Source organism: Mesorhizobium newzealandense, assembly GCF_042682145.1.
Taxonomy (GTDB): Bacteria; Pseudomonadota; Alphaproteobacteria; order Rhizobiales; family Rhizobiaceae; genus Mesorhizobium; species Mesorhizobium newzealandense.
This window is the reverse complement of record NZ_JBHUGZ010000017.1, coordinates 83,916-106,892: the sequence shown is the minus strand read 5'-3', so window position 1 is coordinate 106,892 and position 22,977 is coordinate 83,916. Positions and strand designations below refer to the sequence as shown.

25 protein-coding genes and 2 pseudogenes are annotated in these 22,977 nt (G+C 60.0%); 10 read left to right on the top strand and 17 right to left on the bottom strand.

Annotation, left to right across the window (positions count from 1 at the left end; translation table 11 throughout):
- Window positions 1-48: 48 nt before the first annotated feature.
- Window positions 49-690 carry a thermonuclease family protein gene (locus tag ACFSOZ_RS24940; protein ID WP_379102225.1) on the top strand — a complete coding sequence of 214 codons (642 nt, stop codon included), beginning with the start codon at window positions 49-51 and terminating at the stop codon, window positions 688-690.
- A 374-nt stretch (window positions 691-1,064) separates the two neighbouring features.
- On the opposite strand, the gene ACFSOZ_RS24935 is transcribed toward ACFSOZ_RS24940, so the two are convergent.
- Window positions 1,065-1,280 (bottom strand): hypothetical protein, encoded by a 216-nt coding sequence (locus tag ACFSOZ_RS24935; RefSeq protein ID WP_379102223.1) that lies wholly within the window; start codon window positions 1,278-1,280, stop codon window positions 1,065-1,067.
- Between the two features lie 69 nt (window positions 1,281-1,349).
- Complete coding sequence (locus ACFSOZ_RS24930) at window positions 1,350-1,535, bottom strand: hypothetical protein (RefSeq protein WP_379102221.1); 186 nt, start codon at window positions 1,533-1,535, stop codon at window positions 1,350-1,352.
- Window positions 1,536-1,619: 84 nt separating this feature from the next.
- Here ACFSOZ_RS24930 and ACFSOZ_RS24925 point away from each other — a divergent pair.
- Together ACFSOZ_RS24925 and ACFSOZ_RS24920 are read left to right on the top strand one after the other, a co-directional pair.
- Window positions 1,620-2,476: pseudogene (locus ACFSOZ_RS24925) on the top strand (ATP-dependent DNA ligase).
- A gap of 165 nt (window positions 2,477-2,641) precedes the next feature.
- Window positions 2,642-2,935: a hypothetical protein gene (locus tag ACFSOZ_RS24920; RefSeq protein ID WP_379102219.1), complete on the top strand. Its 294-nt coding sequence runs from the start codon at window positions 2,642-2,644 to the stop codon at window positions 2,933-2,935.
- 452 nt (window positions 2,936-3,387) lie between these two features.
- Here the strand turns inward: ACFSOZ_RS24920 and ACFSOZ_RS24915 are convergent.
- The 10 genes and pseudogenes from ACFSOZ_RS24915 to ACFSOZ_RS24870 form a co-directional block, all read right to left on the bottom strand.
- A pseudogene (locus ACFSOZ_RS24915) lies at window positions 3,388-3,828 on the bottom strand (Ros/MucR family transcriptional regulator); the annotation flags it as partial.
- A 561-nt stretch (window positions 3,829-4,389) separates the two neighbouring features.
- A complete protein-coding gene (locus tag ACFSOZ_RS24910; RefSeq protein WP_379103242.1) occupies window positions 4,390-4,704 on the bottom strand; it encodes a DUF6804 family protein in 315 nt (104 codons plus the stop codon).
- Between the two features lie 13 nt (window positions 4,705-4,717).
- Window positions 4,718-4,852, bottom strand: coding sequence for a YHYH domain-containing protein (locus tag ACFSOZ_RS24905; RefSeq protein ID WP_379102217.1), 135 nt, complete (start codon window positions 4,850-4,852; stop codon window positions 4,718-4,720).
- A gap of 97 nt (window positions 4,853-4,949) precedes the next feature.
- Window positions 4,950-5,525 (bottom strand): thermonuclease family protein, encoded by a 576-nt coding sequence (locus ACFSOZ_RS24900; RefSeq protein WP_379102215.1) that lies wholly within the window; start codon window positions 5,523-5,525, stop codon window positions 4,950-4,952.
- A gap of 48 nt (window positions 5,526-5,573) precedes the next feature.
- Window positions 5,574-6,797 carry a PAN domain-containing protein gene (locus tag ACFSOZ_RS24895; protein WP_379102213.1) on the bottom strand — a complete coding sequence of 408 codons (1,224 nt, stop codon included), beginning with the start codon at window positions 6,795-6,797 and terminating at the stop codon, window positions 5,574-5,576.
- Window positions 6,781-8,436, bottom strand: coding sequence for a hypothetical protein (locus ACFSOZ_RS24890; protein WP_379102211.1), 1,656 nt, complete (start codon window positions 8,434-8,436; stop codon window positions 6,781-6,783). The genes ACFSOZ_RS24895 and ACFSOZ_RS24890 overlap by 17 nt, the downstream gene beginning before the upstream one ends.
- A gap of 196 nt (window positions 8,437-8,632) precedes the next feature.
- Window positions 8,633-9,547 carry a terminase gpA endonuclease subunit gene (locus ACFSOZ_RS24885; RefSeq protein ID WP_379102208.1) on the bottom strand — a complete coding sequence of 305 codons (915 nt, stop codon included), beginning with the start codon at window positions 9,545-9,547 and terminating at the stop codon, window positions 8,633-8,635.
- Window positions 9,456-10,655 carry a phage terminase large subunit family protein gene (locus tag ACFSOZ_RS24880; RefSeq protein WP_379102206.1) on the bottom strand — a complete coding sequence of 400 codons (1,200 nt, stop codon included), beginning with the start codon at window positions 10,653-10,655 and terminating at the stop codon, window positions 9,456-9,458. Before ACFSOZ_RS24880 ends, ACFSOZ_RS24885 begins: the two co-directional genes overlap by 92 nt.
- A complete protein-coding gene (locus tag ACFSOZ_RS24875; protein ID WP_379102204.1) occupies window positions 10,633-11,196 on the bottom strand; it encodes a hypothetical protein in 564 nt (187 codons plus the stop codon). The genes ACFSOZ_RS24880 and ACFSOZ_RS24875 overlap by 23 nt, the downstream gene beginning before the upstream one ends.
- 36 nt (window positions 11,197-11,232) lie before the next feature.
- Window positions 11,233-12,495: a site-specific DNA-methyltransferase gene (locus ACFSOZ_RS24870; RefSeq protein WP_379102202.1), complete on the bottom strand. Its 1,263-nt coding sequence runs from the start codon at window positions 12,493-12,495 to the stop codon at window positions 11,233-11,235.
- 962 nt (window positions 12,496-13,457) lie between these two features.
- Between ACFSOZ_RS24870 and ACFSOZ_RS24865 the strand changes: the two genes are divergently transcribed.
- The 4 genes from ACFSOZ_RS24865 (at window position 13,458) to ACFSOZ_RS24850 (ending at window position 17,415) form a co-directional block, all read left to right on the top strand.
- Window positions 13,458-15,386, top strand: a complete 1,929-nt coding sequence (locus ACFSOZ_RS24865; protein WP_379102200.1) for an adenylate/guanylate cyclase domain-containing protein — start codon at window positions 13,458-13,460, stop codon at window positions 15,384-15,386.
- Between the two features lie 175 nt (window positions 15,387-15,561).
- Complete coding sequence (locus ACFSOZ_RS24860; RefSeq protein WP_379102198.1) at window positions 15,562-15,771, top strand: hypothetical protein; 210 nt, start codon at window positions 15,562-15,564, stop codon at window positions 15,769-15,771.
- Window positions 15,772-16,061: 290 nt separating this feature from the next.
- On the top strand, window positions 16,062-16,634 hold the full coding sequence (locus ACFSOZ_RS24855) for an EF-hand domain-containing protein (protein ID WP_379102196.1): 573 nt from the start codon (window positions 16,062-16,064) through the stop codon (window positions 16,632-16,634).
- 160 nt (window positions 16,635-16,794) lie between these two features.
- Window positions 16,795-17,415 carry a cupin gene (locus ACFSOZ_RS24850; RefSeq protein WP_379102193.1) on the top strand — a complete coding sequence of 207 codons (621 nt, stop codon included), beginning with the start codon at window positions 16,795-16,797 and terminating at the stop codon, window positions 17,413-17,415.
- Between the two features lie 80 nt (window positions 17,416-17,495).
- Here the strand turns inward: ACFSOZ_RS24850 and ACFSOZ_RS24845 are convergent, their stop codons facing one another.
- The 5 genes from ACFSOZ_RS24845 to ACFSOZ_RS24825 form a co-directional block, all read right to left on the bottom strand.
- The gene (locus ACFSOZ_RS24845; protein WP_379102190.1) at window positions 17,496-18,500 is read right to left on the bottom strand and encodes an AAA family ATPase; all 1,005 of its coding nucleotides are present in this window, start codon (window positions 18,498-18,500) and stop codon (window positions 17,496-17,498) included.
- A complete protein-coding gene (locus tag ACFSOZ_RS24840) occupies window positions 18,497-19,021 on the bottom strand; it encodes a hypothetical protein (RefSeq protein WP_379102188.1) in 525 nt (174 codons plus the stop codon). Before ACFSOZ_RS24840 ends, ACFSOZ_RS24845 begins: the two co-directional genes overlap by 4 nt.
- A gap of 31 nt (window positions 19,022-19,052) precedes the next feature.
- Window positions 19,053-19,250 carry a hypothetical protein gene (locus ACFSOZ_RS24835; protein WP_379102187.1) on the bottom strand — a complete coding sequence of 66 codons (198 nt, stop codon included), beginning with the start codon at window positions 19,248-19,250 and terminating at the stop codon, window positions 19,053-19,055.
- Complete coding sequence (locus tag ACFSOZ_RS24830) at window positions 19,251-19,457, bottom strand: helix-turn-helix transcriptional regulator (protein WP_379102185.1); 207 nt, start codon at window positions 19,455-19,457, stop codon at window positions 19,251-19,253.
- 94 nt (window positions 19,458-19,551) lie between these two features.
- Window positions 19,552-20,334: a hypothetical protein gene (locus tag ACFSOZ_RS24825; RefSeq protein ID WP_379102183.1), complete on the bottom strand. Its 783-nt coding sequence runs from the start codon at window positions 20,332-20,334 to the stop codon at window positions 19,552-19,554.
- Window positions 20,335-20,703: 369 nt separating this feature from the next.
- Here ACFSOZ_RS24825 and ACFSOZ_RS24820 point away from each other — a divergent pair, with 369 nt between their 5' ends.
- The 3 genes from ACFSOZ_RS24820 to ACFSOZ_RS24810 are packed head-to-tail and all read left to right on the top strand — an operon-like array spanning window position 20,704 to window position 22,903.
- Window positions 20,704-21,150: a DUF2924 domain-containing protein gene (locus tag ACFSOZ_RS24820; protein ID WP_379102181.1), complete on the top strand. Its 447-nt coding sequence runs from the start codon at window positions 20,704-20,706 to the stop codon at window positions 21,148-21,150.
- A complete protein-coding gene (locus ACFSOZ_RS24815) occupies window positions 21,147-22,478 on the top strand; it encodes a recombinase family protein (protein ID WP_379102179.1) in 1,332 nt (443 codons plus the stop codon). The genes ACFSOZ_RS24820 and ACFSOZ_RS24815 overlap by 4 nt, the downstream gene beginning before the upstream one ends.
- The gene (locus tag ACFSOZ_RS24810) at window positions 22,478-22,903 is read left to right on the top strand and encodes a hypothetical protein (protein WP_379102178.1); all 426 of its coding nucleotides are present in this window, start codon (window positions 22,478-22,480) and stop codon (window positions 22,901-22,903) included. The genes ACFSOZ_RS24815 and ACFSOZ_RS24810 overlap by 1 nt, the downstream gene beginning before the upstream one ends.
- Window positions 22,904-22,977: the final 74 nt, after the last annotated feature.

Below are 22,977 nucleotides of genomic sequence, written 5' to 3'. Positions count from 1 at the left end.
CGGCTACGACGAGGCGCAATAATCACAATGCTCCGGCCATGTGTAGATTTGACCATTGCTCTTACCTTCGTGCTCACCTGTGGCCCCGTGTCCGCAGGAGAGCATTGGTTTGCTCATGACGGCGACACGCTGTGGCATGACAAGAAACGAGTTCAGTTGCTCGGTATCGATGCCCCCGAACTTTCGCAGGCGTGTTTTGATGCCGCTGACAAGATCTGGCCCTGCGGCAGGTATGCGCGTGACCACATTCGCCATCTCCTTACCATAGGGGATGTATCCTGCACCATCGAAGGCAAAGACCGCTATGACGACGATGTCGGCGTCTGCTTCGCGGGAAGCATCGATCTCGGGCGAGACCTAGTGAAACACGGATTCGCGGTCACCGACAAACAAGCGCCTCGATACCTTGCCGAAGAGCGCGAAGCCCGCATTGCCAAACGCAACTTATGGGCAGGGAACTTTATCAATCCCGGCGAATATAGACGGGGTGGACGCCCTTTCATGAGCACGCGCGCAACAAACTTCCTGCACCAATGGATATCGAACAACGTGCCACAGACCGGCAGCGCCGACGGCATCTCGGTTGCCGAACTCGCTCACAAGCTTTTCGCCGATGCGAAGGCAGTTGGCATTGGCAGCGCCGCGATCGAGGAAGACACCGGCAGCGTACCCGAACAGCCGGATCGATGATCTGCTGCCCTGGGCCTACATCCGGGCTTCCCGAGCTTAAGGCCGTGGCCTGAGAACAACGGTTACGTTTCATCTATGCTGGTTGATCTCAGCGCTCCATGACCCTGGCCCGCTGCCGAAAGGTGGCGGGCTTTTTTGTGCCAGTTGGGACGGTTTGTTATTCGGCTCGTTTTGGCTACGCATCTGTGTGACGCGGGTGCACGAAAGTTGTTTCGACATCTTTCGGAGGGCCCGTCACTGCTTCCTCGGTGGCGGGCTTTCCTTTTTGCCGCGTTGAGCCGACGCTGTGTGAATGAGGTGGCGCGCTGAGGAGCGCGCCATTTCGTCATATCTACGCCCGCTGCCTGGCGGGCTTTCGTTTGACAGAATGGTCCTTACTTACGGTCAAAACGAACGTTAAGCCCATGCTCGACGGCGCATTTCGCAATCATGTTATCAAGGGCCTGATCCCCGATCGGTGGGGAAATAAACTGGCGGATCGCTTTGCTTGCAAGCTCAGTAGACACGAAATCGTGGTTCTTTTTCCTTGCTTCGACGTACTGCTCCACCAGAATTTTCAGTCGCCGTTCCGCAATATCCCCTGCGAACATAACGGTTTCCTTTCGAAAGGTGCGTAGGCAATAAAGCTCGAAATCGAGCGTCCGTTCCCACCGCCGCGTCTAATCAACGATCACGATGAACGGCTTGTGTTTCGGCCGTTCGTGCCAAATGACCTGGCGCAGATCACGCATGTCGACCATCTGGCCGCAGGTGGGACAGGGATAGAAATTGTCCTGCTCGTCGGCATAGTCGCCGCCGTGCAGCTTTCCAGGAATAGGCGGTCCAAGGTCTGAGAGCTTCGGCATCGGTATTGAACTTTCAATTCGTCTAAAATGTTCCGGAACCATTTTAGCGTGGGCTAATTGAATCGCGGCCTTGCGAGTCAGTTCATGCGTTTGAAGTTCGTCCCGCCTTTGATGCCTACCCTAGTGGAGAAGCCTCCCGAAGGCGACGACTGGATTCACGAAGTCAAGTTCGATGGCTACCGCTCGCAGCTCATCATCGACGACGCGGACGTTCGCATCTTCACCCGTCGCGGTCTGGATTGGTCGGCAAAATATCGAGACTTGGTTGACGCAGCTAAACGGCTGAACGTCCAAAACTCCATCATAGACGGTGAGATCATCGTCACCAATGAGGCGGGGCTGTCCGATTTCGCAGCCCTACGGAAAGCCATCACCCAGCGCCAGCACGACCTCTACTTCGTCGCCTTCGATCTCTTGCACCTTAACGGCACCGACCTGGGTGACATGGCGCTGGAAGACCGTCGCGAGATTCTTGTCAGCATGATCTCGACCGGTGGTCGCATTCAGTTCAGCCAGGCTTTGCAGGGCGAGGCCAAGGCAATCTTCCACCTTGTCGATCAGGCCGGGCTGGAGGGCATGGTTTCAAAGCGGAAGGACAGCAAATACCGCGGCGGCCCGTCGACGAACTGGCTGAAAGCGAAATGCTACGCGATCGACGAATATGAACTGCTCGGCGTCGAGCGTGAGGCAGGGAAACCGGCCTTCGCACTAATGGCGGAACGCGGCACTGGTCGATATGTCGGCTCGGCCTTCATCACGCTCAACCGCGAGATGCGCGAACGCTTATGGAAGCGCGTTCAGGACCACGCAGGCACCGCGCCTAAGGGCATGAGCGCCCGGCGACGCAATGGGTTAAGCCAGGCCTCATCGGCCGCGTGAAGCATCTGCGCGGCGAAGAGGACATGCGGCACGCTTCGCTGCAGGATTTTCGGGAAGAATGAGCAAACGCACGCGAGGAATAGAACATTAGATATCGCTAATAGTTCTTTAGTCAGCAGGGGCAAACCAACACCCCAGGCAAGTCCCGCGATCCCTAGGGACGACCCGCCGCTGCCGTGAATGGAGCGGCGGGGTCTACGCACAGCGCTCAAACCGGGAGAAATATCATGCAACGGCTTATGTTCACATCAGTTGTAATCGCTTTGTCGGCTGGCCTGTCGTTGTCACAAGCCGCCACGCCCGTACAACATAAACACGGTATCAGAACGAATTATGGTGCGGCCGGCGGCATGAAGCTTGACCCCACCATAACGGGCGGCACGTCGAAACCGAATGCGGCAAAAGATTGTGACACCGGCCAGCAGACCGGCAGTGCACAGTCTTCGGCGACTGGTCAGGCGACAGTCGACGCGAAGGGCGCCGCCCCTGGCCAGATGGAAAAGACAGCTGCGCGCTGCTGAACCATCGCCGCGCGCTTCAAGGAGATCGGTGCGGATCGAGGAGAAAGCCGGCCAAAAACGCTAACCGCGCGGTTTGGATTTCGATCCCGGCAAGCTTTCCGACGGGTTTGCGGACAATTTGGCTGATCGCCGATCTCTCAGCCAAAGCGACTGCTTTTTTCTTGCCAGTAGCTCATCGCGATCATCATCCGCGTTCGCTCGGCCATGCCTCGCAGCAATCGCATAGTCGGCTCTGTTCGTTCGTTAGTCCGTATGGACAGTCATTTGTTTGATCTCCCTAGTGAGATCAACGCGTCAAGGCTCTGGTCGGTTCCCTCAGCTTGACGTCGAAGGAAAATAGCCGGCGTCAGAGGGGGGAGATTGCCTGAAAGGCGCCGGCCAAGCGGAAAATCAGATCCGCCGCAGCGTTATAGGTAGCTGAGTCTTGACGCCACGTCACGTCGATCGACCGACTAAGCCTTCGCCTTCCGCTTCGCAGGCGCCTTCTTAACAGATTCAGCCTTGCGGCCAAGCCCGGAGGCCTTTGCCAGAGCGGATCGTTTCGCGGCGTAATTCGGCGCGACCATTGGGTAATCACGCGGCAAGCTCCACTTGGCGCGGTACTCAACTGGTGTCATACCGAGCAAACCAAGGTGGCGTTTCATCGACTTGAATTTACGGCCGTCTTCCAAGCTGACGATGTAGTCCGGAAACACGGACCTCTTAGGGTTGACTGCTGGTATTTGCGGCTCGGCTAGCCCTGCCACCGGCTGGCTGAGGCCGGACAATGACCGGTGAACCGAGGCAATCAGTTCCGGCAGACTTGCTGCTGGAATTGGGTTGTTGCTGACAAATGCCGATACAATTTCGACGGTTAGTTCTGCTAACTCAGCGGCGCGATGGTCGGCTTCGTCGGGTCATTGTCCGGCCCCTTCGTTTCTCTGATCAATGTCTTATTGGAGCGCCTTTAAGTGCGCGTGCTATTCCTGCAGGCGAGAGCGGGAGGCTTGTATGGATCGGCGATCCTTCTTGACAGCAATGTTTGGTATTGCAGGGGCAGCGGCCTTTGCAAGCGCGGTTCGGCCTATCGACGCAGTGGCCGGTGTTCCAGGGGCCAAAAGCGGCATTCTCGATGAACTCGAGGCGCCAGACCCAGAAACCTTCGATGATGAAGGCACTCAGGCGGAAGTGGAGCCGGTCTACCACCGCCGCCATTACCGCCGCTACCACCGCCACTACTATCGCCGCTACCACCGCCGGCGGGGTTGGAGAAGGGTCTGCCGTAGTTATTGGCGACATGGTTACCGGCGCGTCCGGTGCTACCGCAGGCGGGCCGGGATCGTGTTTCGGCTCTACTAACTAGCCCGTGGATTCTAGCGATTGGGCTCGACCCGAAAACTAGTCGCGGATCGATGAAAAGCCCGCCACGGGAGCGACCTGCGGCGGGCTTTTGCAGTGGCTACATCCCTAAAGGCTTAACCCCGATGGCGATACGCTACAAAGCCAAATAATCCAGCTGCTGCGGCGTCTAGGACGGCCCAAACCTCACGAGGCAAATAGACCGGCAGAAATGGGTTGAACACCAGCGCCGCGGCAAAGAGTGCCCAGGCAAGGTTCCGATTTGCAGGGCCAGAGCGCCAGACCATCGTGCCACAGTAGGCGCCGGCAAAAAAGCCGACAACACGGAGCAATTGGTAATAGCCATACGGCCATGGCGCAACGGCTAGCAGCATCGCTATCGCGGTTACTATTGCGACTAGCCGGACCGTGCCGGCTGGCGTCGACAGCATGGTTTTCAGCATATCAGTGGCAGTGATATTCGCCGGTCTTGTGGTTCGTGTGGCACCCATTGGCATCAGTGCCGCCGCCATGTGCAAAAGCGTTGGTCGCAAAAGCCACTGTAAAAGCCGCGAATGCAGCCAAAATTGCTATTTTCATTTTGCCCCTCCCCAAGTAATTTGAACAAGAGAGCACTATCGCCGTGCCAGCACAACTGTTCGCTTGGAAATAAACGATGGGAAAGGCCGCAGGTAGCCTAATTGACCGTCATCTGTTTGCGCCATTGCCACGGCCTTTCGAACGATCCGGCCCACATGCCGCGCTTTGCGGCCCTGGCCTTATCTTGGGCCTGGACATAGAATCCCGCGCTGTATTTCGGCCAGTCAAGCGCATAGCCCTGCCGAACCATCCATTCGCCAATATCGACACCACCAGCAGTGCAGACGGCCACCATGCGCCTAAACTGATCGCGGTCGACCTCAATGCACGAAGTCGGACGATGAGCCTTTAGGAAGTCCGCAAGGGCGAGGGACGCCTTTTGCCCGCAACGGTAGTTCTTTCTGCCCGCGTCCAGGCAGAGTTGAGCACTCTCGGGCGCGTCGATACCATTGAGACGAATTCGCTGCCCATGGATTTCGATCGTGTCGCCGTCAACGACAGACGGAACGCCAACCATCGGTTTAGCCGTGGCTGGCTGGGCGACAACGAGTAGGGCGGCGGACAAGAGCATCAATGCCGCGTGTCGAAGGATAATCTGTAGGTCCACCCGCGGCATGTTCGCAATGCGATTGGCGGCGCTTTCAAGCTCTTCGGTGACGGATGTTCGAGTCACTGTCGGTCATGGCTCCGTTCTCTGCGCAGTTTTCGGGCCGGTGCCAATTCAGCTGCGGGTGGCTTTTACGCCCGACGTCACGCCCTTGAAGGGAGACGATGATGTCACGGTGTCGAGCATGGCACACATCTTGTTCGGACCGTCAAAATTGAAGCCTAAACATCTCTGATCAGCGGCGCAGGCCAATACGCAGTCGGCGTAGCCGCTCCGCACATTCGCGTAAGCGCCCCCAATGACTACTGTGTCCTTGGCGAAAACGAGGCTCGAGTACTGAAGACTCGCCTTGATGGCTCCCTTCGCTGCCATCACTGCATCAGGACTCCTAACCAGAATCGACCCATTATCTTTCATGAAACAGGCGGCGTGCTTCTTATCGTAGGTGAGTGCTAAGCAGCGGCGATCTGCTTCGCATTGGGCCTGACACTGTTCAAGCGAGACATTCCAAGCAGGCATACCCGGCAGATCGTTTCCGATCGCGTCCCATCCGTCCTGCACGGAGAGTTCTTCGGCCGCAGCCGCTGCTTCTTTCCGCTCATGGTCCATATCGAAATCGCCTGGCGCGAAACTGGCCTCGTCGAGCCATAGACAACGGCTGGCGAGTTCTCGTGCCGAATTGTCGTCAAGGCCCACCGATGCGAGTGTCTCGCTCGACGACACCGGTGCCTGCGGCGTCGATGTAGGTGAGGGTCGGTTGACAAGGCTTACCTGAACCTCGACCCCGGTGTTTGCCAGCCTCCGCGTGTAGCACCAAGCTGTGTCCCAGGTTGGATTTTTCTCACTCTCAAAATGATGACCGGACTCGAGTTGCCAGGTGCTGCCAGCGTAAGTCACTTTGCGATTGGCGAACTTTACGAAATCGAACGTATCTGGATTGGCTGGGCCTGCGGTCGTTGGCGTCGGCTGCTCGATTGACGGCGACTTCGGCTTGTCTGTCTTTCCCTCCTCGGCGATTGTCTCTTCATCCGGAATTCTGTCTTCTGATTTCTTCGTCTCTTTTGGCTGGTTCTCGTTCGGGTTTGACGGCTGGTTTTGGGCGACCGGCGGCTCCGGTTGCTTCACCGTTGGGTCGCGATCAAAGACCAGCCATACACCCACACCGATCCCGACAGCGGCGATGGCGATGGCAGCGCCGCTAGCCATTCGCCGAAATGCGTTGGCACGAGCGATCTTGTCGTGCGCAGCTGCTTCTGCCTGCAAGGTTGGAATTGCCGACCGTTTGATCTGCAGATCGATCGCTTGTTCGAGAAGCTTGGTGTTATGGCGTACGAGCACGTCTACTACCCCGTTTCGCCACCGTTGCCGGCTCGTCAAAATCTAATTGCAGGTCACCTTCCAGGGCTTTCTCTATGCGGTCGTATTGCCCTTTTGCAGAAACCCTCACCAGATCGACTACTTCGGGGGGCAGTTCCCGATCCAATGCCCGGCGCAACGCTTCCGGGTCGTCAGTAAGGATGGGTACATAGAGGATCTCTTTGACGACCTTCTCGACTTCGACAGGAACTTCGACGCGCCTTTCGACTTCTCTGTCGACCGGCACGTGCACGGGTACCTTCCGGACACGGCGCCAACGCCAGCGTAGCAACATTCGGCGTAGCAAACGCGAGAGTTTGCTGTCACGCTGAACTTCTGGTTGTGCGCCGATACGTTGTAGGGCCAGCGCGACCATCGCCGTGATCGGCCCCGCTAATGCGGCGATGAATGCAAGCGAGGCGAACCAGATTGTCGATACCGTGCCAGCCTGAGCGTCTGTAACGTCTTCTGGCTTCAGCCCGTACCAGCGAGCTGCCAGCCTACGGATCTGATCGTTGCGAGCGACTGGGAGGCGCTCTGTTTCCAGGCGGCTGAGTTCCGTCGCAATGGCCTCTTGCCGCTGCTGGTTCTTGGCGAGCGTCTCGGACTTGCGAGTTGCGGCTACCTGAGCGGCGGCTAGCGCAGTACGTGCCTCGTCGAGCTTACGATCCCAATCGGCCGCGGTGCCGTCGTAGAGCTTCTCCAGATCGTTGCGCCTAGCCTCGAGGCGCTGTTTGTCTTGGAGAGTCATCGGAGGACTATCTTTTCGCAGCCTCTCATATTCCGCGCGGGCCGCGGCGACTGCGGGCTCCAATTCGGCCAATTTCGGCGCGAATTCGGCCTCTTTTTTCAGCCGCGGATTGGCTAACTTGTTCAGCCCTTCTTCGTTGCGCTGCACTGACGTAAGATCGCCTGTTTCTCGCGCGCTCTTTATACGATCAACGTAGCTGTCCCGCTGTCCCTCGAACTGCTCCACGGCATCCTTGATCTCTCGATCGCGCCGTTCCACCAGCGCGCTTAGCGCTGCTTGCTTCTCCTCAAGAAACTCTTTGGCTCGCGCTGCCGCTGGCGACAGGGTGGTTGCGGCCTGCAGCTCTTCGTCAACCTCTGTTATCCGTGCACGCAGTTTGTCGCGCTCGGTGTCGGCCAATCCACCGAGCTGCTCCAGATCACTTCGAGCCTTTGCCTCGTCGTCAGAGTTTCGCAAGCTTTCGGCTGCCGCCTTGAGATTCTCGAGTTCCTGCTGGAGTCCCTTACTTTGGTTGGCGAAGTTGGCGTACTGCACCTCGCGCATTGTGCTGGCTCGCTCCAATCCGAGAAGGACTGTCTCAAAAGTAATGCCGGCCAATACGAGTAGAAACGCCAGGATAACAGGTTTCCAAAACCACGAGGCGCCGAACAGAAGTGTGGCGATTGGGATTTTTGTCAGCTCAGCAATCGCGATCATGAAGAACGGTGCACTCGCAAGGACAAGGTCCATTGAGTCCGCTGCTTCATTGGCAACAAAGCCGCGGTAACTCAGAGCGACACCGGTTGTTAGACCGATGATTGCCGCAACGATTTCAAGTGCCCACGCACCGCGATACGTCCACTGGCCATAGCTCGCCAGCTTCTGGCTCATTGCCGTGTGCATATGTAATCCCCACCCTTTTCCCAGCCCATCTTGACATGCAACGCTGGAGATTGCAGCAAAATTTGCCGGTAGATACAGCGTAACTTGGAACAAGGTGAATAGCCGGCGAGCCGGTGACAAAGACTTTGTTGTGTCTGCTGGATTGATTTATTTGAGATGGCGCCCTATCGCGGCATGCGCTTCGTTACTCCATCCAGCGGCTCAGACGAATCCGCCTTGTCCTCCGCGTGGCTTGCCGGCCTTGGGAGCGCGGCATTTGAATATTCGAAGCTGAGGTCAACGGTGGCGCCTTGGCTGCGACAGTCATCGCCAGTTCTAGGGCAGTGGTTTTCGTGCCGAACTGCGCCTCGAGGTCGCGCCAGGTCGATTCCGGCCAGCGGTCGGCACCGACGATCCAGGCGGCGGCGCGGGCATACACGCGGCAGTCGAGGGCTTCATTGCGTTCGCGGAGTTTCTGCCATTCCAGGCGCGAGAAGCCGCGCCTGGTGCGCACCGTGACCAACTGCTCAGCGACGAACTGCTTGCACCACTCGCTGTCTATCCAGGATGGAAGATGGACAGTTCCGGCCGGGTGTCTGGCACCGGCCTCCAGCTCCTCGTCCGTTGGTCTCGGCAGGCGAAGGAAGCGATAGGTCTCCGCCTTGAAGGTCGAGCCTGCGACGGTCCAGAGTTTCGCACCGCGCCTGAGGCGCTTGCCGTGTGAGGTCGCATCAACAAAGGTGGGACCAGTGACCGGGCTTGCCCGGTTGAAGTTTTCGACACCCTTGACCGGAGCGACATGGGCCGATCCCGCCCTGCGCGCCCAGGTATAGACGGCGGGTGCCTCGTAGCCGGTGTCAATCGCCAGCCGCAAGATCCGCATAGCCTTGCCGCAGACACTCGACCAGCTGCGGCCGAGCACCTGATCGAGCGCCTTCCAGCAGGCTTCGTCTCCCGGGCCGCCGTCCAGCACGACGTGCTCGACCAGCCAGCTTTCCAGGCCGCGGCCCCATGCCCAGACGTCAACCTCAATGCGGTCCTTCTGGATTGTCGGCGCCGGCGGTGAGGAACAGGCCACCGGCAGGAACGCTGCCCGCTTGCCATTGTTCGCGCCGGTCATGCAGGCGCTGCCAGTCCGGTGCCTCACCGGTCTCGACCCAAGTCTCGGCGAGAACGGTGTTGCGAAAGGCTTTGAGCGACTCGTCCGACCCCTGAGCCGTCTCAAAAGCGCGAGCGATTGCCTGCCATGAGAGCCACCCAGCAGGCGAGTAGAGAGCGGAAAGGTGGAAGCCTGCCGTGGCAGGATCTGAAGCTGTTGCACTCGCACGCCATTCCCCCTCCTGCAGCATGGCTGTCTTGCTGTGCTCGCCGATTGGGGCCTCACAAGCCTCGCAGTGATAACGGGCCGTTTCGGGCCTGCCCTTCTCCCAGCGCAGCCGCTCGAACTTCAGCCACTGCATGACGCCGCATTCGGGGCAGGGGACATGATAGCGGCGCTGGTCGGACGCCTCATACTCCCGCTCGATCCGCGACAGTCCGCGAATGGTGGGCGTCGAGGCCAAAAACACCTTCCTGCGATGCGAGAAGGTCAGCGAGCGTGCCTCTGCAAGGGTGACCGGATCGCCCTCGTCATCGGCGGAGGCGGGATAGGCGTCGACCTCGTCGAGGAAGATATAGCGCGCCGGTGTCGAGCGCAGACCGACAGCCGAGTTCGCACCGGTCATGATCAGGATGCCGCCATTGAACTCCTTCGACAGCATCGTGTTGCCGGCATCGCGCGAGCGGGCTGGCTTCACCCGGTCGCGCAGTGCAGGGCTCTCCTCGATCAGCGGATCGATGCGATGACGCGAGTTGCGCTTGGCAAGCTCGACGGTCGGCTGCACGGCCAGCATCGGTCCCGGCGCCTGATGGATGATGAAGCCGATCCAGTTGTTGCCGGCCTCCGTTGCGCCGACCTGTGCGGCCTTCATGAACACGACCCGCTGCACAGGAGAGCCAGGAGACAAGGCATCCATAATCTCGCGCATGTAGGGCGTGCGGCTTGTTCGGTAGCGGCCGGGCTCGGCCGAAGCTCTTGCCGCCAGCATGCGGTGCCGGTCGGCCCATCCCGATACCGTCATGAACGGGTCGGGGCGCAGGCCCTCGCGCCAGGACGACTTTAGTTCATCGACGCCTTCGAAGCGGAACAGGCCTTCTTCCAGAACCTCATCGGAAGTCAGTGCGGACATCGGCCAACTCCCCCAGGTGGGCTCTCACCTGGCTCTCGAGAAGCTGGTGCATGATGGCGGTATCGACCCCTAGTTCGGCCGCCAGGATCGCCGCGACGCGTCCGGGCCAGTTCACCCAGGCGTCACGTTCCTCCCGCGCCAGCCGGAACAGCAGGGTCTTGGCGCGATCGAGCGAGACAAGCTCGCCCTTCATCTTCTGAAGCTTCAACCGGCGCTCCTGCGCCTTCAGCACCTCATTGGCCGTCTTTGCCTGCAGGAAAGTGGTCGAGCCTCCGACGACGGGCGCCGATAGCCCCTGTTCGCGCAACGACTCGCCAACGGCCGACAGCGCCTCCTCTGGTACGGCCTTCAGTTTGGGCCGTGGTGGGGAGCGCCTCTGCTTTGAAGGATCGGTCAGAGCTGCCCGGCGCGCGTCGGATCCTGGCCCATCAATTGAGCGATCCTCAAACAGTACTAGCCGTCCGGCAATCCTGGCCTTCTGTATGGCGCCGCGGGAGACCCCGGCATGGGCGGCATACTGGCGCTCGCTCATCCCCTGCATGGTGGCCTCTCTCGCTTGTGCCCGATCAAACGAAGGTCAGGCTGCGGATCGGCTGGAATGGACATTGGCGACATCGAGACCACTGGCCCCCAGAACTGCTTGGCGCCCTGTGAAGTTCTGCCACCGATCCACCGCGACATCGCAGTAACGCGGATTGAGCTCCATGGCGAAGCAGGTGCGGCCAGTGCTCTCGGCGGCAATGATGGTGGTGCCACTGCCGGAGAAGGGCTCGTAGACCGACGAGCCAGTGGCGCCGTTGTTCAGCAGTGGCCTCCGCATGCATTCGACCGGCTTTTGCGTCCCGTGGACCGTGGCGTCGTCCTCACCCTGATCGGCATTGCCGATCATCCAGATGGTGGTCTGGTCGCGCGCTCCCTGCCAGTGCCCGGTCGCTCCCTCCCTGACCGCATACCAGCAGGGCTCATGCTGCCAATGGTAGTGGCCACGGCTGAGCACCAGGCGGGGCTTGGCCCAGATGATCTGGGAGCGGATGCCGAAGCCAGAAGCAACCAGGCTGTCGGCCACCGTCGAGGCATGGACGCCGGCATGCCAGACATAGGCCACATCACCGGGAAACAGCGCCCACGCCTCGCGCCAGTCGGCGCGATCGTCATTGGCGACCTTGCCGGTTCGGCGAGTGGTCGAGACTCCAGCCTCTTTCCTCCAGGAGGGATCGTAGTTCACCCCAAACGGCGGATCGGTGATCATGAGATGCGGTACCGCACCCGAAAGCAGCCGTCCGACATCTTCCGCGACCGTAGCATCGCCGCACAGCAGTCTGTGCCTTCCAAGCACCCACAGGTCGCCGGGGCGGGTGACTGCATCGACCGGCGGCTCGGGAATCTCATCCTCACCCGCGGCACCTTCGGTTTCGTCGCGAAGCTCGCCCATCAGCCGGTCGAGTTCCGCCTCGTCGAGTCCAGTGAGGCTCAGGTCGAAGCCGTCGCCGTTCAGCGCATGAAGCTCGCGTGCGAGCAGGGCGTCATCCCACCCGCCCAACTCCGTCAGCTTGTTGTCGGCAATGCGGTAGGCACGCCGCTGCGCTTCGCTGAGATGATCGAGGATGATTACCGGCACCTCCGGCAGGCCCAGTTCCCCGGCAGCCAGGATACGGCCATGACCGGCGATCACCTCGCCCTCGGCAGACACCAGCACCGGTACCGTCCAGCCGAACTCGGCCATGCTGGCCGCGATCTTCGCCACCTGGTCCGGCGCATGCGTCTTGGCGTTCCGGGCATACGGCTTCAGCCGCTCGATCGGCCAGTGCTCGATGGCTTCCGGTGCGAACTGGACAGGCATGCTCTCTCCTCGAAGAGGATGTGGCTTCCGGACTCTGCTGCTGGACTCGGCGGTGGATCTGTCGGTGGACCATCTGGATCCGAACTGGACTCCGGGTCCAACAGGGGTCCAACGGCACTTTCAACTCTGCACGCTTGATCAAAGGCTTACGCGGTCCTGGCTCTGGATTTGGACTCCGAGTGGCTTCCCAAAAAAATATGCCTGACGCTGGCGACCCTCAGCGCTGCGCCCTCCGGCATAGCTTCACCGCCCCGGAAGGACCCATTGCGTCCCTCAGGTGTGCTCACGCTCTAGTTACGCAAGAGAGTCTATCAGAGACGCCAACCCGCTGGAATCATGACATTGTTTCGCGCTAGTTCCTTTGTTTGCGCAGGTTTTCGCTCGCAATTCAGGAAGGCGAAAACAGTGCTGATCGAGCCGTCCGATGCATTCGGCGATTCGGCCGGTTCCGAGGAAGACGGCGTGGCCCGAGCGCTTCGCAGCGGCCAACACCCTGGACCGCGCAGTCGATCCCAAGAAGGCCACGCATACCGTGTGCGGGCGCTCGCTGCCTTGCCGGGAACGGGACCAATATCTGATTGGCCGGCCTCCAGCGGCCATATCTTTAGAAATGGGATAGGAAGCACCCCCGTTGGAAGACCGCTGGAAGGGCGTTGGAACGCCGTTGGAACGGATAGTTGGCAGACCGCTGGAAGACCGTTGGAAGGGCGCGCCGGAACTCATCAATATTCCGCCTTCACGTCCTTTCGGTCAAAACCCAATCACTCCGAACGACCGAGTTCGACTCGTTGCGGACCTTCCCCTGCGGCGGTTCGATGGCAGGCCGTGACCCGTTGAAGACGTTCATCCGCACCGGTCGAAAGTCAGGAACGGCTAACGAGCGGTCATTCACCGCGCGGTCAACGGCGCGTTCTGGCTCCGGTGCTTCCATGGGTGTAGGGTTGTGCCATAAAGAGGCGCATATGGCGGTTCCCCCTCTCAATCGGAAGCTGCTGGCTATCTTGGCGGCAGACATGGTCGGCTATTCGAAGGCGATGGAGGCCGACGAGGGCGGCACCATCGCGCGGCTCAGAACCATCCGTGCAGAACTGACCGATCCGACCATCGCCCGGCACCATGGCCGGATCGTCAAGCTGATGGGCGACGGCGCGCTCGTCGCCTTCGACAGCGTGGTTGATGCGGTTGGCTGCGCTGCGGAGATTCAGAATACCGTGGCGGCGCGCAACGCCGGCCTACCGGAGCCTGAGCGCATCGTATTCCGCATCGGGATCAATCTAGGCGATGTGGCATTGGTGGATGGCGATGTCTATGGTGATGGCGTGAATGTCGCCGCTCGGCTGGAGCAGTTGGCCGAGCCGGCCGGCGTGATGGTGTCGGGTACGGCCTACGATCATCTCCAGGGCAAACTCGACTGGCCGCTCGATTTCGCCGGCGAGCAGCAGGTCAAGAACATCAGCCGCCCAGTGCGGATGTATCGGCTGAGACTCGACGGCAAACGGGCGCGCCGCCCGCTTCTCGGAATGATGCCGCGCTGGACCAGGACGGCTGCGGCGGCGATCGTGGCGCTGGCTCTGGCGGGTGGAGGGACCTGGTGGTTCTTTCAGCCCGTGCCGCTGGGGACCAAGCCGTCGGTCGCGGTGCTGCCCTTCAATAATTATGGCGGCGACGAGGCCACCGGGCGTTTGGCCGATGGCTTGACTGAGGATATCATAACCGACCTCGCGCGGTTTCCCGAACTTGAGGTCGTGGCCCGGAATTCGACGGAAGTTTACAAAGGCAAGCCGGTGGATGCCCGCCAGGTCGCAAGTGCGCTCCATGTCGGCTTCGTACTGGAAGGCTCTATCCAGCGGCAAAATGGGCGGGTGCGGGTCACCGCGCAGTTGATCGATGCACAAACCGGTAACCATCTTTGGTCGGATCGTTGGGACCGGCCCGCTGAGGACGTTTTCGCCGTCCAGACCGAGATCGCAGAGCAAGTCACCAACCGTCTGGGCGGCGGCGTAGGGTTGATTCAGACGGCCGGGCGGGCCGCGGCCAAACGTAAGCGACCTGAAAACCTGAATGCTTATGATTATTATCTGCTCGGGACCGAGAAGATTGAAAAGATCACCATAGCGGATGAGGAGGAGGCCATCGCGCTTCTCAACCGCGCCGTTGAGCTGGACCCAGGGCTGGCCCGCGCCTGGGTCGAACTTTATCATGCGCATGTTATATTGGCTGGCTTCGGTATCAATCCCGAGAGCGAGATCAAGGCGGCTGCCGATGTGGCCGAACGCGCGGTGCGGCTCGATCCAAGCGACGCTGAGGCACACGCCGTGTTTGGTATGAGCCTCAGCCACAAGGGCGACAACGCCCGCGCCAAGGCTGAGCTGGACACGGCCCTTCGTCTTGCTCCCGGTTCGTCCGAAATCCTGACATTCTATACCGGCTATGCGGCACGCTTCGGTGAACCCGAACGCGGCGCTCAAATGGTCGACCAGGTAATGCGGCTCGACCCGAACTACCCGATGTGGACGTCCAACTTCTTCGCCCCTGCCTATTTTATGGCCGGCCGGTATGAGGACGCGTTGAAGATGCTGGAGCGCATGACGCCTAACAACTACGACAAGTGGAAGTGGGTGGTGCTTAGCAGCTCCCTTGCGGCTCTGGGTCGAATGGATGAGGCGAATGCTTCGGTTAGGGAAACTCTCAAGCAGCACCCGGACATGACCGTCGAGAGCATGATTAATGAAGTCGGCTTGAGCACTAAAGAGCGCAGCCGGTTTATTGAAACAATGCCGCTCGCCGGCTTTCCGGCTTGCGCCAAGCCCGAGGCGCTGGCAAAGCTCGCCAAACCAGTGAGGCTGCCGGCATGCGAGGCAGGGCAGGCGCAGCCTCTCGGGCAGCCATAGAACAGCTCGGTCGCAAAGGGAGGCGAATCCACAATACGAGTACGTACTGGAAAAGTATTCTCTATCCAAACTCACAACTGCCCCAAAGAACCAGATTGAAGGCGTCTTCCATTCTGCCGACTTTGTTGCATGGGAATGGGCGCGACAGGTTGATCGTCAAAAGCAGAGCAGGCCAATGCGCGGATCACTGGCGGCAATGACAGATCAGGGCCAATCAAATCCAGATTATTTTGGGCTGACGCTTAGCGACAGGAACAAGCACTTTTACCGCCACTACAGCGAGCGCAACACGGATCGTTGGGTGCGGTTCTTGCGCGAAACTGCCGAAGCAACGACCACTGATGCGCTTGATGCCGCCGTCAATCAGTGGGCGAAGACGAGGTAGGCAGCACCTTGCGGATTGCGCGTTCGAAAGCCTCTCCGCTCTCATTTGCCTCAAGCTCCCGAGCCGCTTAAAGGTTGTGGTAGAAAATTTCATTGGTACAAATGACGATATCAACGTCGCTTTCCGTGATGCGCTCCTGATCCAGGAGCGCAGTCATCGTTTCGAGGCTCTTCTTCATGTTTGCGCGAATAAATTAGCATGTTTGCGCTCCATCGAGACCGTCAGCGAGGATCATCAGCGAAACTCGGCAGGAACCAGGAGGTAAGCTGCGGGTTTGCTTGGATGCCGACATGATCGGCGTAGCCATTCACCCACAGGAGAACACCATGACCCTTCCGAGCAAAACCGCGGCAGTTGCCGCTGTGTTGATCATGTTGGGCTCGCCCGCGCTGGCCGAGTCGAGCGGAACACCTGTGCCCGCAGTGAAGGCCCAGGATCAGGACACCGATCAGTCGCCCGAAGGGACCGGACAAACCCAAGACTCTATGCGTGAAATGATGCGCCAGATGATGGGTGAGATGATGGGTGAGATGATGGTGGAAAGAATGCAGGAGCATCACGGCCCCCGATCGGAACGGCGCGGTGGCGACCGCTGGCATCGAGACTACAGAATGGGCCCCCCTGAAGGGCGGCGGATGATGGGAGGTCACGGCGGTATGGGAGCCAAGATGATGCATGGCGCTAAGATGCGAATAATGTTTGCAATAGTGGACGCCGACGGCGATGGCGCGCTTTCGCAGACCGAGGTCCAGGATTTCATCGGACGGATATTCAATGCCGTTGACGAGAACGGCGATGACAGCGTCGACATGGACGAGATCCGATCCTTCTTCCATTCAGCCGGCAACAAGGAGGCGGAGTAGACTGGGGAGGGCTCACGCCAGCCGGGCCGAATACACGTTGAATCCCGCGGTCAGGATCATACGGCCGCAAAGATCGGCATGCATTGCCGGAACAGGCGAAGCGGAACCGACCGACATGCGCCCAGTTGAATTCCGCCTACCTCCAATGGAAGGCTAAGTCATGAGCATTCTGCAGAGTATGAAGAAAGCTGCAGAGCAGGTCACCGGTATCGCAAGGCCAGGCAGGCGGGAGATCGCCGATCTTGTAAGGCGGCGAAAATCGAATGAGTTTCGGTTCAATGATGATGGCCTGGTGCCCAACCATCCGTTTTGGCCGCTTGTCGTCTACCGCGGCGCCGTGAAACTGCCCGAAGAATTCGATCCCGCAGCCGTTGTGGAGGAGCTTTTCAACGCTAATGGATGGGGGAATAGCTGGCGGAACGGCATATACGACTACGTTCACTACCATTCGCAGATACACGAAGTGCTCGGCGTCGCGCAAGGGGCTGCCAAAGTTCAGTTTGGAGGCAGGAAGGGACGAACGCTCTCCCTGAAGGCCGGCGACGTCGCGGTTCTCCCGGCCGGCACCGGGCACCAGTGCCTTTCTGCATCCGGCGACTTTCTGGTCGTTGGCGCATATCCTCCCTTTGGGACCTATGACGAATGCACGAAGGCCGAACAGCATGACGGCGCGCTCACGACGATCCTAAAGGTTGGCCGTCCGCGCAAGGATCCCGCCTATGGGAGCAAAGGTCCGCTGCTAGTCGCGTGGGAAAAGGCAGCTCTCCCGACACCCCGGTAACATCGGTAACAACGTAACAACGGCCGATGCGCTTTGGTGCGGTCTTGGCTCAAAGTTACCTTGTTACCGATGTTACCGGGTTAGGCAGAAGAGCGTTTTTCGACAGCTTTTTCGGGGTGGATGTACTGGCCGCGCCCGGTTTTCTGGACTTCTCCCGCCTTTGTCATCGCATGAAGCAGCCTGCGAATGTTACCGTTCTTCATGCCGGTAACATGTGAGAGATCACTTGGCGACATCGGCTCTCCGGCCTCTTCCAATGTTACCAGGATGTTACCGCGTTCGCCCGAGCGGCGCACGTCGGCCGCCTCGCCGGTCAAAGTCCAGTTCCCGCCGACGAACTTTAGCGCCGTCTCCTTCTCCTCGACGTCGCGACCGCGGACATAGAGCGTCACACCGTTCTGGTCACGGTCGAGCACGAGGGTCGTGTCGGCACAGGCCGACATGCCGTTGGACCCACTCAGTGCCTCCAGAGGGTCCTCGGCGCCACCCTTCTTGGTGTGGTGCAGCGCCACGACGGCGATACCGTGCTCGGTGGCCCAGCGTTGCAACCCGGCCAATGTCGCATAGTCGCTTTCGTAGGCATTCTGATTGGCGTTCCCGGGTGGCTTGACGCGCTGGAGGACATCGATCACCACCAGCCGGGGCTTGGCGACCGACAGCCGCCAGTCGTCGAGGGCGTCGAGGAAGCCGTTGTTGAGTAACGGTGCCTCCCCCACCCATTCCAGTCGGGACAGGTCGGGGCGATGGCGCATGTCGGGAAACAGGGTTTCGATCCGCCGCTGGATTCGGCGATGGCCATTCTCCAGGTCGATGTAGAGTACGTCGCCCTGCTCGCATTCCACCGCACCCATGGCAATGCCGCCGCAGGCGACGGCGAGGGCCCAGTCGATCGCCAGCCACGTCTTGCCGAGCTTTTGCCTGCCCGCAAGAATGGCGAGACCCTCGGGGACATAGCCGGGGACAACCCACCGGATCGGCGGGAACACGGTCGCCATGATAGTGGTGGTGTTGGTGCGGATGAAGCGCGTAGTCTTCTTGCTACCGCGCTCGTACTCCGCAATCGGGATTGGCACTGGGTCGCTCATTGCGCACGCCTTTGTGCAGTCATGACAAACAGCTCCGGCACGCGGGCCGGCCGCATGTGTCGCCGATAATGCGGCAGCAGGCTCTCGGCGAGAGCTACTCGCGGTGCATCTCGCAGCCGGTCGAACGCCCGATGCCACTGGTCGGGCAACACGACGATCCCATCTCGCTTCCTATGCAGCCAGTCCAAGGGATGGGCGAAGATGTTCAGGGTGCTGTCGAAGCTGTATGTGGCAGCGGCACTGATTATCTCCTCGCCGAGGGCAAAGGCGTGAGCGACGTCGGTGGCGAAAATGTTCGTGCGGGGGTTCCAGAAGACCAGATCCTCCTCGGTCTCCACCACAAACCAGCGGTCGCCGGCCGGCGTCGGCTCGAACAGCCCGTCAGGAGCCTTGGTTCCGGTTGCCATCTTGATCATGCTCGGCCGCACGATTGTCGGCACTGACACTCCGACGCTTAGCAGCCAATCCAGTTCTTGTTCGCCGAGATGTTCTGGGACGATGATTGCGCGGGAGGCCATCATGCTACCCTCCGCGGACAAGCCTGAGCAGCTTTCAACTGGCCCTCCCGGAAGAGAAGGCGAGTTCGGCGATGACGATGGCGAGCTGCACCGACAACATGTAGCGGCCCACAAGCCGGCCAACTTGCAGGTTTGTCCTATTGGTTTCACCGTCATCTTTGCTCACCGGCATCGTGACACTAGCCCGGTAAGCGCGTGCAAGCGCTCCCAGGTTTCTTGTGTCGAGATCCATCTATCCCTCCCACGAGCCGATGATCGACGAATGGGTCTCGGCGCGGCGCCGGCGTTCATAAGCCTCCACATCGGTAATTGCATAGACAACCTTGCCGCCAATTTTGATGTAGCTTGGACCTGTCTTGCGCCACCTCCATCTTTCCAATGTGCGCTCGCTCATGCGCCAGCGATCGGCCAGTTCAATCTGTGTGAGATGGGGGGACATGATATTCTCCGGTTGCGATGTCGTTCGCTGGAGAACGTGCCTGTGCACCCCGTCAGTGTCCCCTGACGCGGATCGGACGCAGGTCGGACGCTAACTATTTGGGCGCTACGGCCAGCCGGTACTTCCCGTGGTGACGATACTCGATGAGAAGCCGCCAACTCGGATGAATGTGACGTCGGAAGAGATCGCCGACGTTGTTGCTCTTCGAGCGGGCCTTATAGAGAAGCTCCTTCCCGCTACACCATGGCTCTGCGGTGAGACTTGCGCTATGGAGTTCCCGAATAACTGCAGCCGCCATGGGCCCAAGATGAAATTCGGCCTTGCCAATGCGGACGACGCTGTAGTCCTTGTTCGCGGTGAACATGGTTTCGCAGGCCTGGTCGCCATCTTCAGCCGGTGACGACTCAGCTTCGGGTCTTTCCTCTGTGGGGCTGCTTTGCGGGCCCAACGAAACGCAAAGGCCGGTCAACTCGACCCCCGGGCCTCTCACGCGCCCGGAGCGAATCTTGGTGATCCGGAGGCTGTTCCAGGCATCGGGCGGAATCGCCTTTACTGAGCCAAAAGGAAATATCTCTCGCGCATAAGCCGTCAACTTGCCTGCCAGCAACTGCGCCCTGAACTCACCCATTATCTGCTGCCAAGCGCGTTTCATCGCCGCCTCGGCAGTCTTGATCTGAGCCGCCGTCCTGTTTCCCGCGACGCTTCGCGGTTCGTTGAGGTACGCGGAGTGCCAGACGCTCCTTCTGGGTAGGTCCCGGCGGGCCTTCGCAGCTTGCTCATAAGCCTGCCATAGTTCCGACGGTACGAAATTCCGGAGAGCCTCCTCTAACATGAGGGCGGTCGCAGGGAACTCATTGGAACTTGCCTGATCCGTCATCTGTGCTTCCAGGCGGCTTGCCGGCACAGCCACGCTGTTCTTTGCTGAATTACCCACGATCACAATTCTTTTCGCGGCATTCCATCGTATTTCGCTGGGTGCTGGAGGGGTGCGTTTTGACGGTTAAATCTTGGTCACCAAGAACAACCGGATTCGAACGATGTCGAGCAGTCCCAACCCTCTCTCGCCTGCTCTGATGAATGCTTCGGAACGTCTCGGCGAGGCGGCGGAAACCCTGGCGGTCGGCCTCATGCGTCTTCGGGCGCGACAGTCAAGAAGACTATCTGCGGTGTCGGAGAATAGTTGCGTGGACTTCACCGCCAACCAGAGCGGTGGTGCCGTCGAACCCTTCGCGACGGAGAATGCCTTATGACCGACAACGTGCTGGGCCGCCTGGCTGAGTTGAAGACGATGGATATCGTCACGCTCAAGTCCACGTGGCGCGACCTCTTCGCCGCTGAGCCGCCACCATACAACAGGAAGTTCCTGGAGAGCCGGCTCGCCTATCGTATTCAGGAACTTGCCTATGGCGGTCTGAAGCCGGAGACCCTGAAGCGGCTGGCTGCACTGGCCGAAGATCTGGAACCCCGCTCGGGTGGGCGCGGAATTCGCTCTGATAACCGACCTATCGCCGGCACCAGGCTGATGCGCGATTGGCAGGGCGTCGAGCATTGCGCGACGGTCCTGGCCGACAGCTACGAATATGATGGCAGGCCCTATAAATCGCTCTCGGCAATCGCCCGGGCGATCACCGGCACACGCTGGAACGGCCTGATCTTCTTCGGTCTGAAGAGCCAGAGGGGGAGGGGCCAGTGAACACGCATTCACCCGAGAACAAGCCGGTGGTCCGAAAGCTGCGCTGCGCCGTCTATACGCGAAAGTCGTCGGAGGAAGGGCTCGACATGGAGTTCAACTCCCTCGACGCCCAGCGCGAGGCTTGCGAGTCCTATGTGGCCAGCCAGCGGTCAGAGGGATGGGTGCTGGTGCCTGACCGCTACGACGATGGCGGCATCTCCGGTGCCACGCTGGAACGGCCCGGCCTGAAGCGGCTGCTACGCGATGTCGAAGCGGGTTTGGTCGATGTTGTTGTCGTCTACAAAATCGACCGGCTCTCGCGGTCGCTCACCGACTTTTCCCGGCTGGTCGAGCTGTTCGAGGCGAACAGCGTCACCTTCGTATCCATTACCCAGAGCTTTAACACGACGACCTCCATGGGCAGACTGACGCTGAACATCCTGCTGTCCTTCGCCCAGTTCGAACGTGAGGTGATCGGAGAGCGCATCAGGGACAAGTTCGCTGCATCCCGCAGGAAGGGCATGTGGATGGGTGGCAACGTGCCATTCGGCTACCGGGTCGAGAATCGGAAGCTGCTCATTCAAGATGAGGAGGCTGCCATTGTCCGCTCGATATTTGAGCGATTCCTGCGGATAGGTTCGGCGACCATCCTGGCGCGAACCCTGAATGCGGAGGGCCTCAGGCGCAAGAACGGGAAGGCCTTCGACAAAGGCCTTCTGTACAAGCTCCTCAGCAACCGGGTGTACATCGGCGAGGCTGTCCACAAGGGCACAAGCTATCCCGGCGAGCACCAGCCGATCGTCTCACAAGATCTCTGGGACAACGTCCGCTCGATCGTAGCGGAAAGCCCGAGCAAGCGGGCCGGACAGAGCCGCAGGCAGACGCCAGCCTTGCTCAAGGGGCTGATCTTTGCTCCCAGCGGCTATGCCATGACGCCGGCACACACGAGGAAAAAAGGCCGTCTGTATCGCTACTATGTCACCACCAGTGTCCAGAAGCTCGGCCCGGAGACATGCTCGGTACGGCGCTTGCCTGCCGGCGAGATTGAGGCTGCAGTCATCGATCAGGTTCGCGTCCTGCTGCGCTCGCCAGAGATGATTGTGAAGACGTGGGCGGCCGCCCGCAAGGACAGCGACGAGATCAGCGAGACCGAGGTGCGCGACGCACTGGTTCAGTTCGATAGTCTTTGGGAGGAACTCTTTCCCGCCGAGCAGGCGCGCATCATCCAGCTGCTGGTCGAGCGCATAAACGTCGATGTAGACGGCATCACCATCCGCCTTCGCACCGAGGGGATAGCCAGTGTCATCACTGAGCTTCGGCAACGGCCAAACCTGGATAGGGCAGCCTGATGGCTAACCACGAAATCAGTAGGGACGGCACCGCGCTCACCGTGACCATGGCTATGGCCATCCGCAAGCGCGGTGGCCGCAAACTAATCGTCTCGCCGGCTGGAGCAGAGCCTTGGGCACCGTCGCGACCGCGCATCGACAACACGCTGCTGAGAGCCCTTGTCCAGGCATTCCACTGGCAGCATGAGCTGGAATCGGGAAAACACGCGACGATCAGCGAACTCGCTGCGGCTGAGAAACTCGACCGGTCGTTCGTCTCCCATATGCTTCGACTGACGCTCTTGGCGCCGGACCTGGTCGAGGCAATCCTCGACGGGCGACAGCCTCCGACGATGCAATTGCAGCCGCTGGTGCGCGGGTTTCCCGTAGAGTGGGAGCGCCAACGGCGCAATACCCGCGAAGGTCTGGTTTTAACCCAACGGTGATCTTCACTGTCCGCGTTGCGGCAGCAATGCGCCGCATATAGGCCGTTGAGGATGCCTTTTGCCACCGCCTGAAA

Bases quoted from the DNA above. Each gene is read 5' to 3' on its own strand.
- ACFSOZ_RS24820 (WP_379102181.1), top strand. From the start codon at position 20,704: ATGACCGACAACGTGCTGGGCCGCCTGGCTGAGTTGAAGACGATGGAT.
- ACFSOZ_RS24865 (WP_379102200.1), top strand. From the start codon at position 13,458: ATGGCGGTTCCCCCTCTCAATCGGAAGCTGCTGGCTATCTTGGCGGCA.
- ACFSOZ_RS24810 (WP_379102178.1), top strand. From the start codon at position 22,478: ATGGCTAACCACGAAATCAGTAGGGACGGCACCGCGCTCACCGTGACC.
- ACFSOZ_RS24885 (WP_379102208.1), bottom strand. From the start codon at position 9,547: ATGACCGGCGCGAACAATGGCAAGCGGGCAGCGTTCCTGCCGGTGGCC.
- ACFSOZ_RS24860 (WP_379102198.1), top strand. From the start codon at position 15,562: ATGCGCGGATCACTGGCGGCAATGACAGATCAGGGCCAATCAAATCCA.
- ACFSOZ_RS24910 (WP_379103242.1), bottom strand. From the start codon at position 4,704: ATGCTGTCGACGCCAGCCGGCACGGTCCGGCTAGTCGCAATAGTAACC.
- ACFSOZ_RS24855 (WP_379102196.1), top strand. From the start codon at position 16,062: ATGATCGGCGTAGCCATTCACCCACAGGAGAACACCATGACCCTTCCG.
- ACFSOZ_RS24920 (WP_379102219.1), top strand. From the start codon at position 2,642: ATGCAACGGCTTATGTTCACATCAGTTGTAATCGCTTTGTCGGCTGGC.
- ACFSOZ_RS24850 (WP_379102193.1), top strand. From the start codon at position 16,795: ATGAGCATTCTGCAGAGTATGAAGAAAGCTGCAGAGCAGGTCACCGGT.
- ACFSOZ_RS24840 (WP_379102188.1), bottom strand. From the start codon at position 19,021: ATGATGGCCTCCCGCGCAATCATCGTCCCAGAACATCTCGGCGAACAA.
- ACFSOZ_RS24845 (WP_379102190.1), bottom strand. From the start codon at position 18,500: ATGAGCGACCCAGTGCCAATCCCGATTGCGGAGTACGAGCGCGGTAGC.
- ACFSOZ_RS24930 (WP_379102221.1), bottom strand. From the start codon at position 1,535: ATGCCGAAGCTCTCAGACCTTGGACCGCCTATTCCTGGAAAGCTGCAC.
- ACFSOZ_RS24835 (WP_379102187.1), bottom strand. From the start codon at position 19,250: ATGGATCTCGACACAAGAAACCTGGGAGCGCTTGCACGCGCTTACCGG.
- ACFSOZ_RS24905 (WP_379102217.1), bottom strand. From the start codon at position 4,852: ATGAAAATAGCAATTTTGGCTGCATTCGCGGCTTTTACAGTGGCTTTT.
- ACFSOZ_RS24825 (WP_379102183.1), bottom strand. From the start codon at position 20,334: ATGACGGATCAGGCAAGTTCCAATGAGTTCCCTGCGACCGCCCTCATG.
- ACFSOZ_RS24875 (WP_379102204.1), bottom strand. From the start codon at position 11,196: ATGCAGGGGATGAGCGAGCGCCAGTATGCCGCCCATGCCGGGGTCTCC.
- ACFSOZ_RS24880 (WP_379102206.1), bottom strand. From the start codon at position 10,655: ATGTCCGCACTGACTTCCGATGAGGTTCTGGAAGAAGGCCTGTTCCGC.
- ACFSOZ_RS24890 (WP_379102211.1), bottom strand. From the start codon at position 8,436: ATGAGCCAGAAGCTGGCGAGCTATGGCCAGTGGACGTATCGCGGTGCG.
- ACFSOZ_RS24830 (WP_379102185.1), bottom strand. From the start codon at position 19,457: ATGTCCCCCCATCTCACACAGATTGAACTGGCCGATCGCTGGCGCATG.
- ACFSOZ_RS24935 (WP_379102223.1), bottom strand. From the start codon at position 1,280: ATGTTCGCAGGGGATATTGCGGAACGGCGACTGAAAATTCTGGTGGAG.
- ACFSOZ_RS24870 (WP_379102202.1), bottom strand. From the start codon at position 12,495: ATGCCTGTCCAGTTCGCACCGGAAGCCATCGAGCACTGGCCGATCGAG.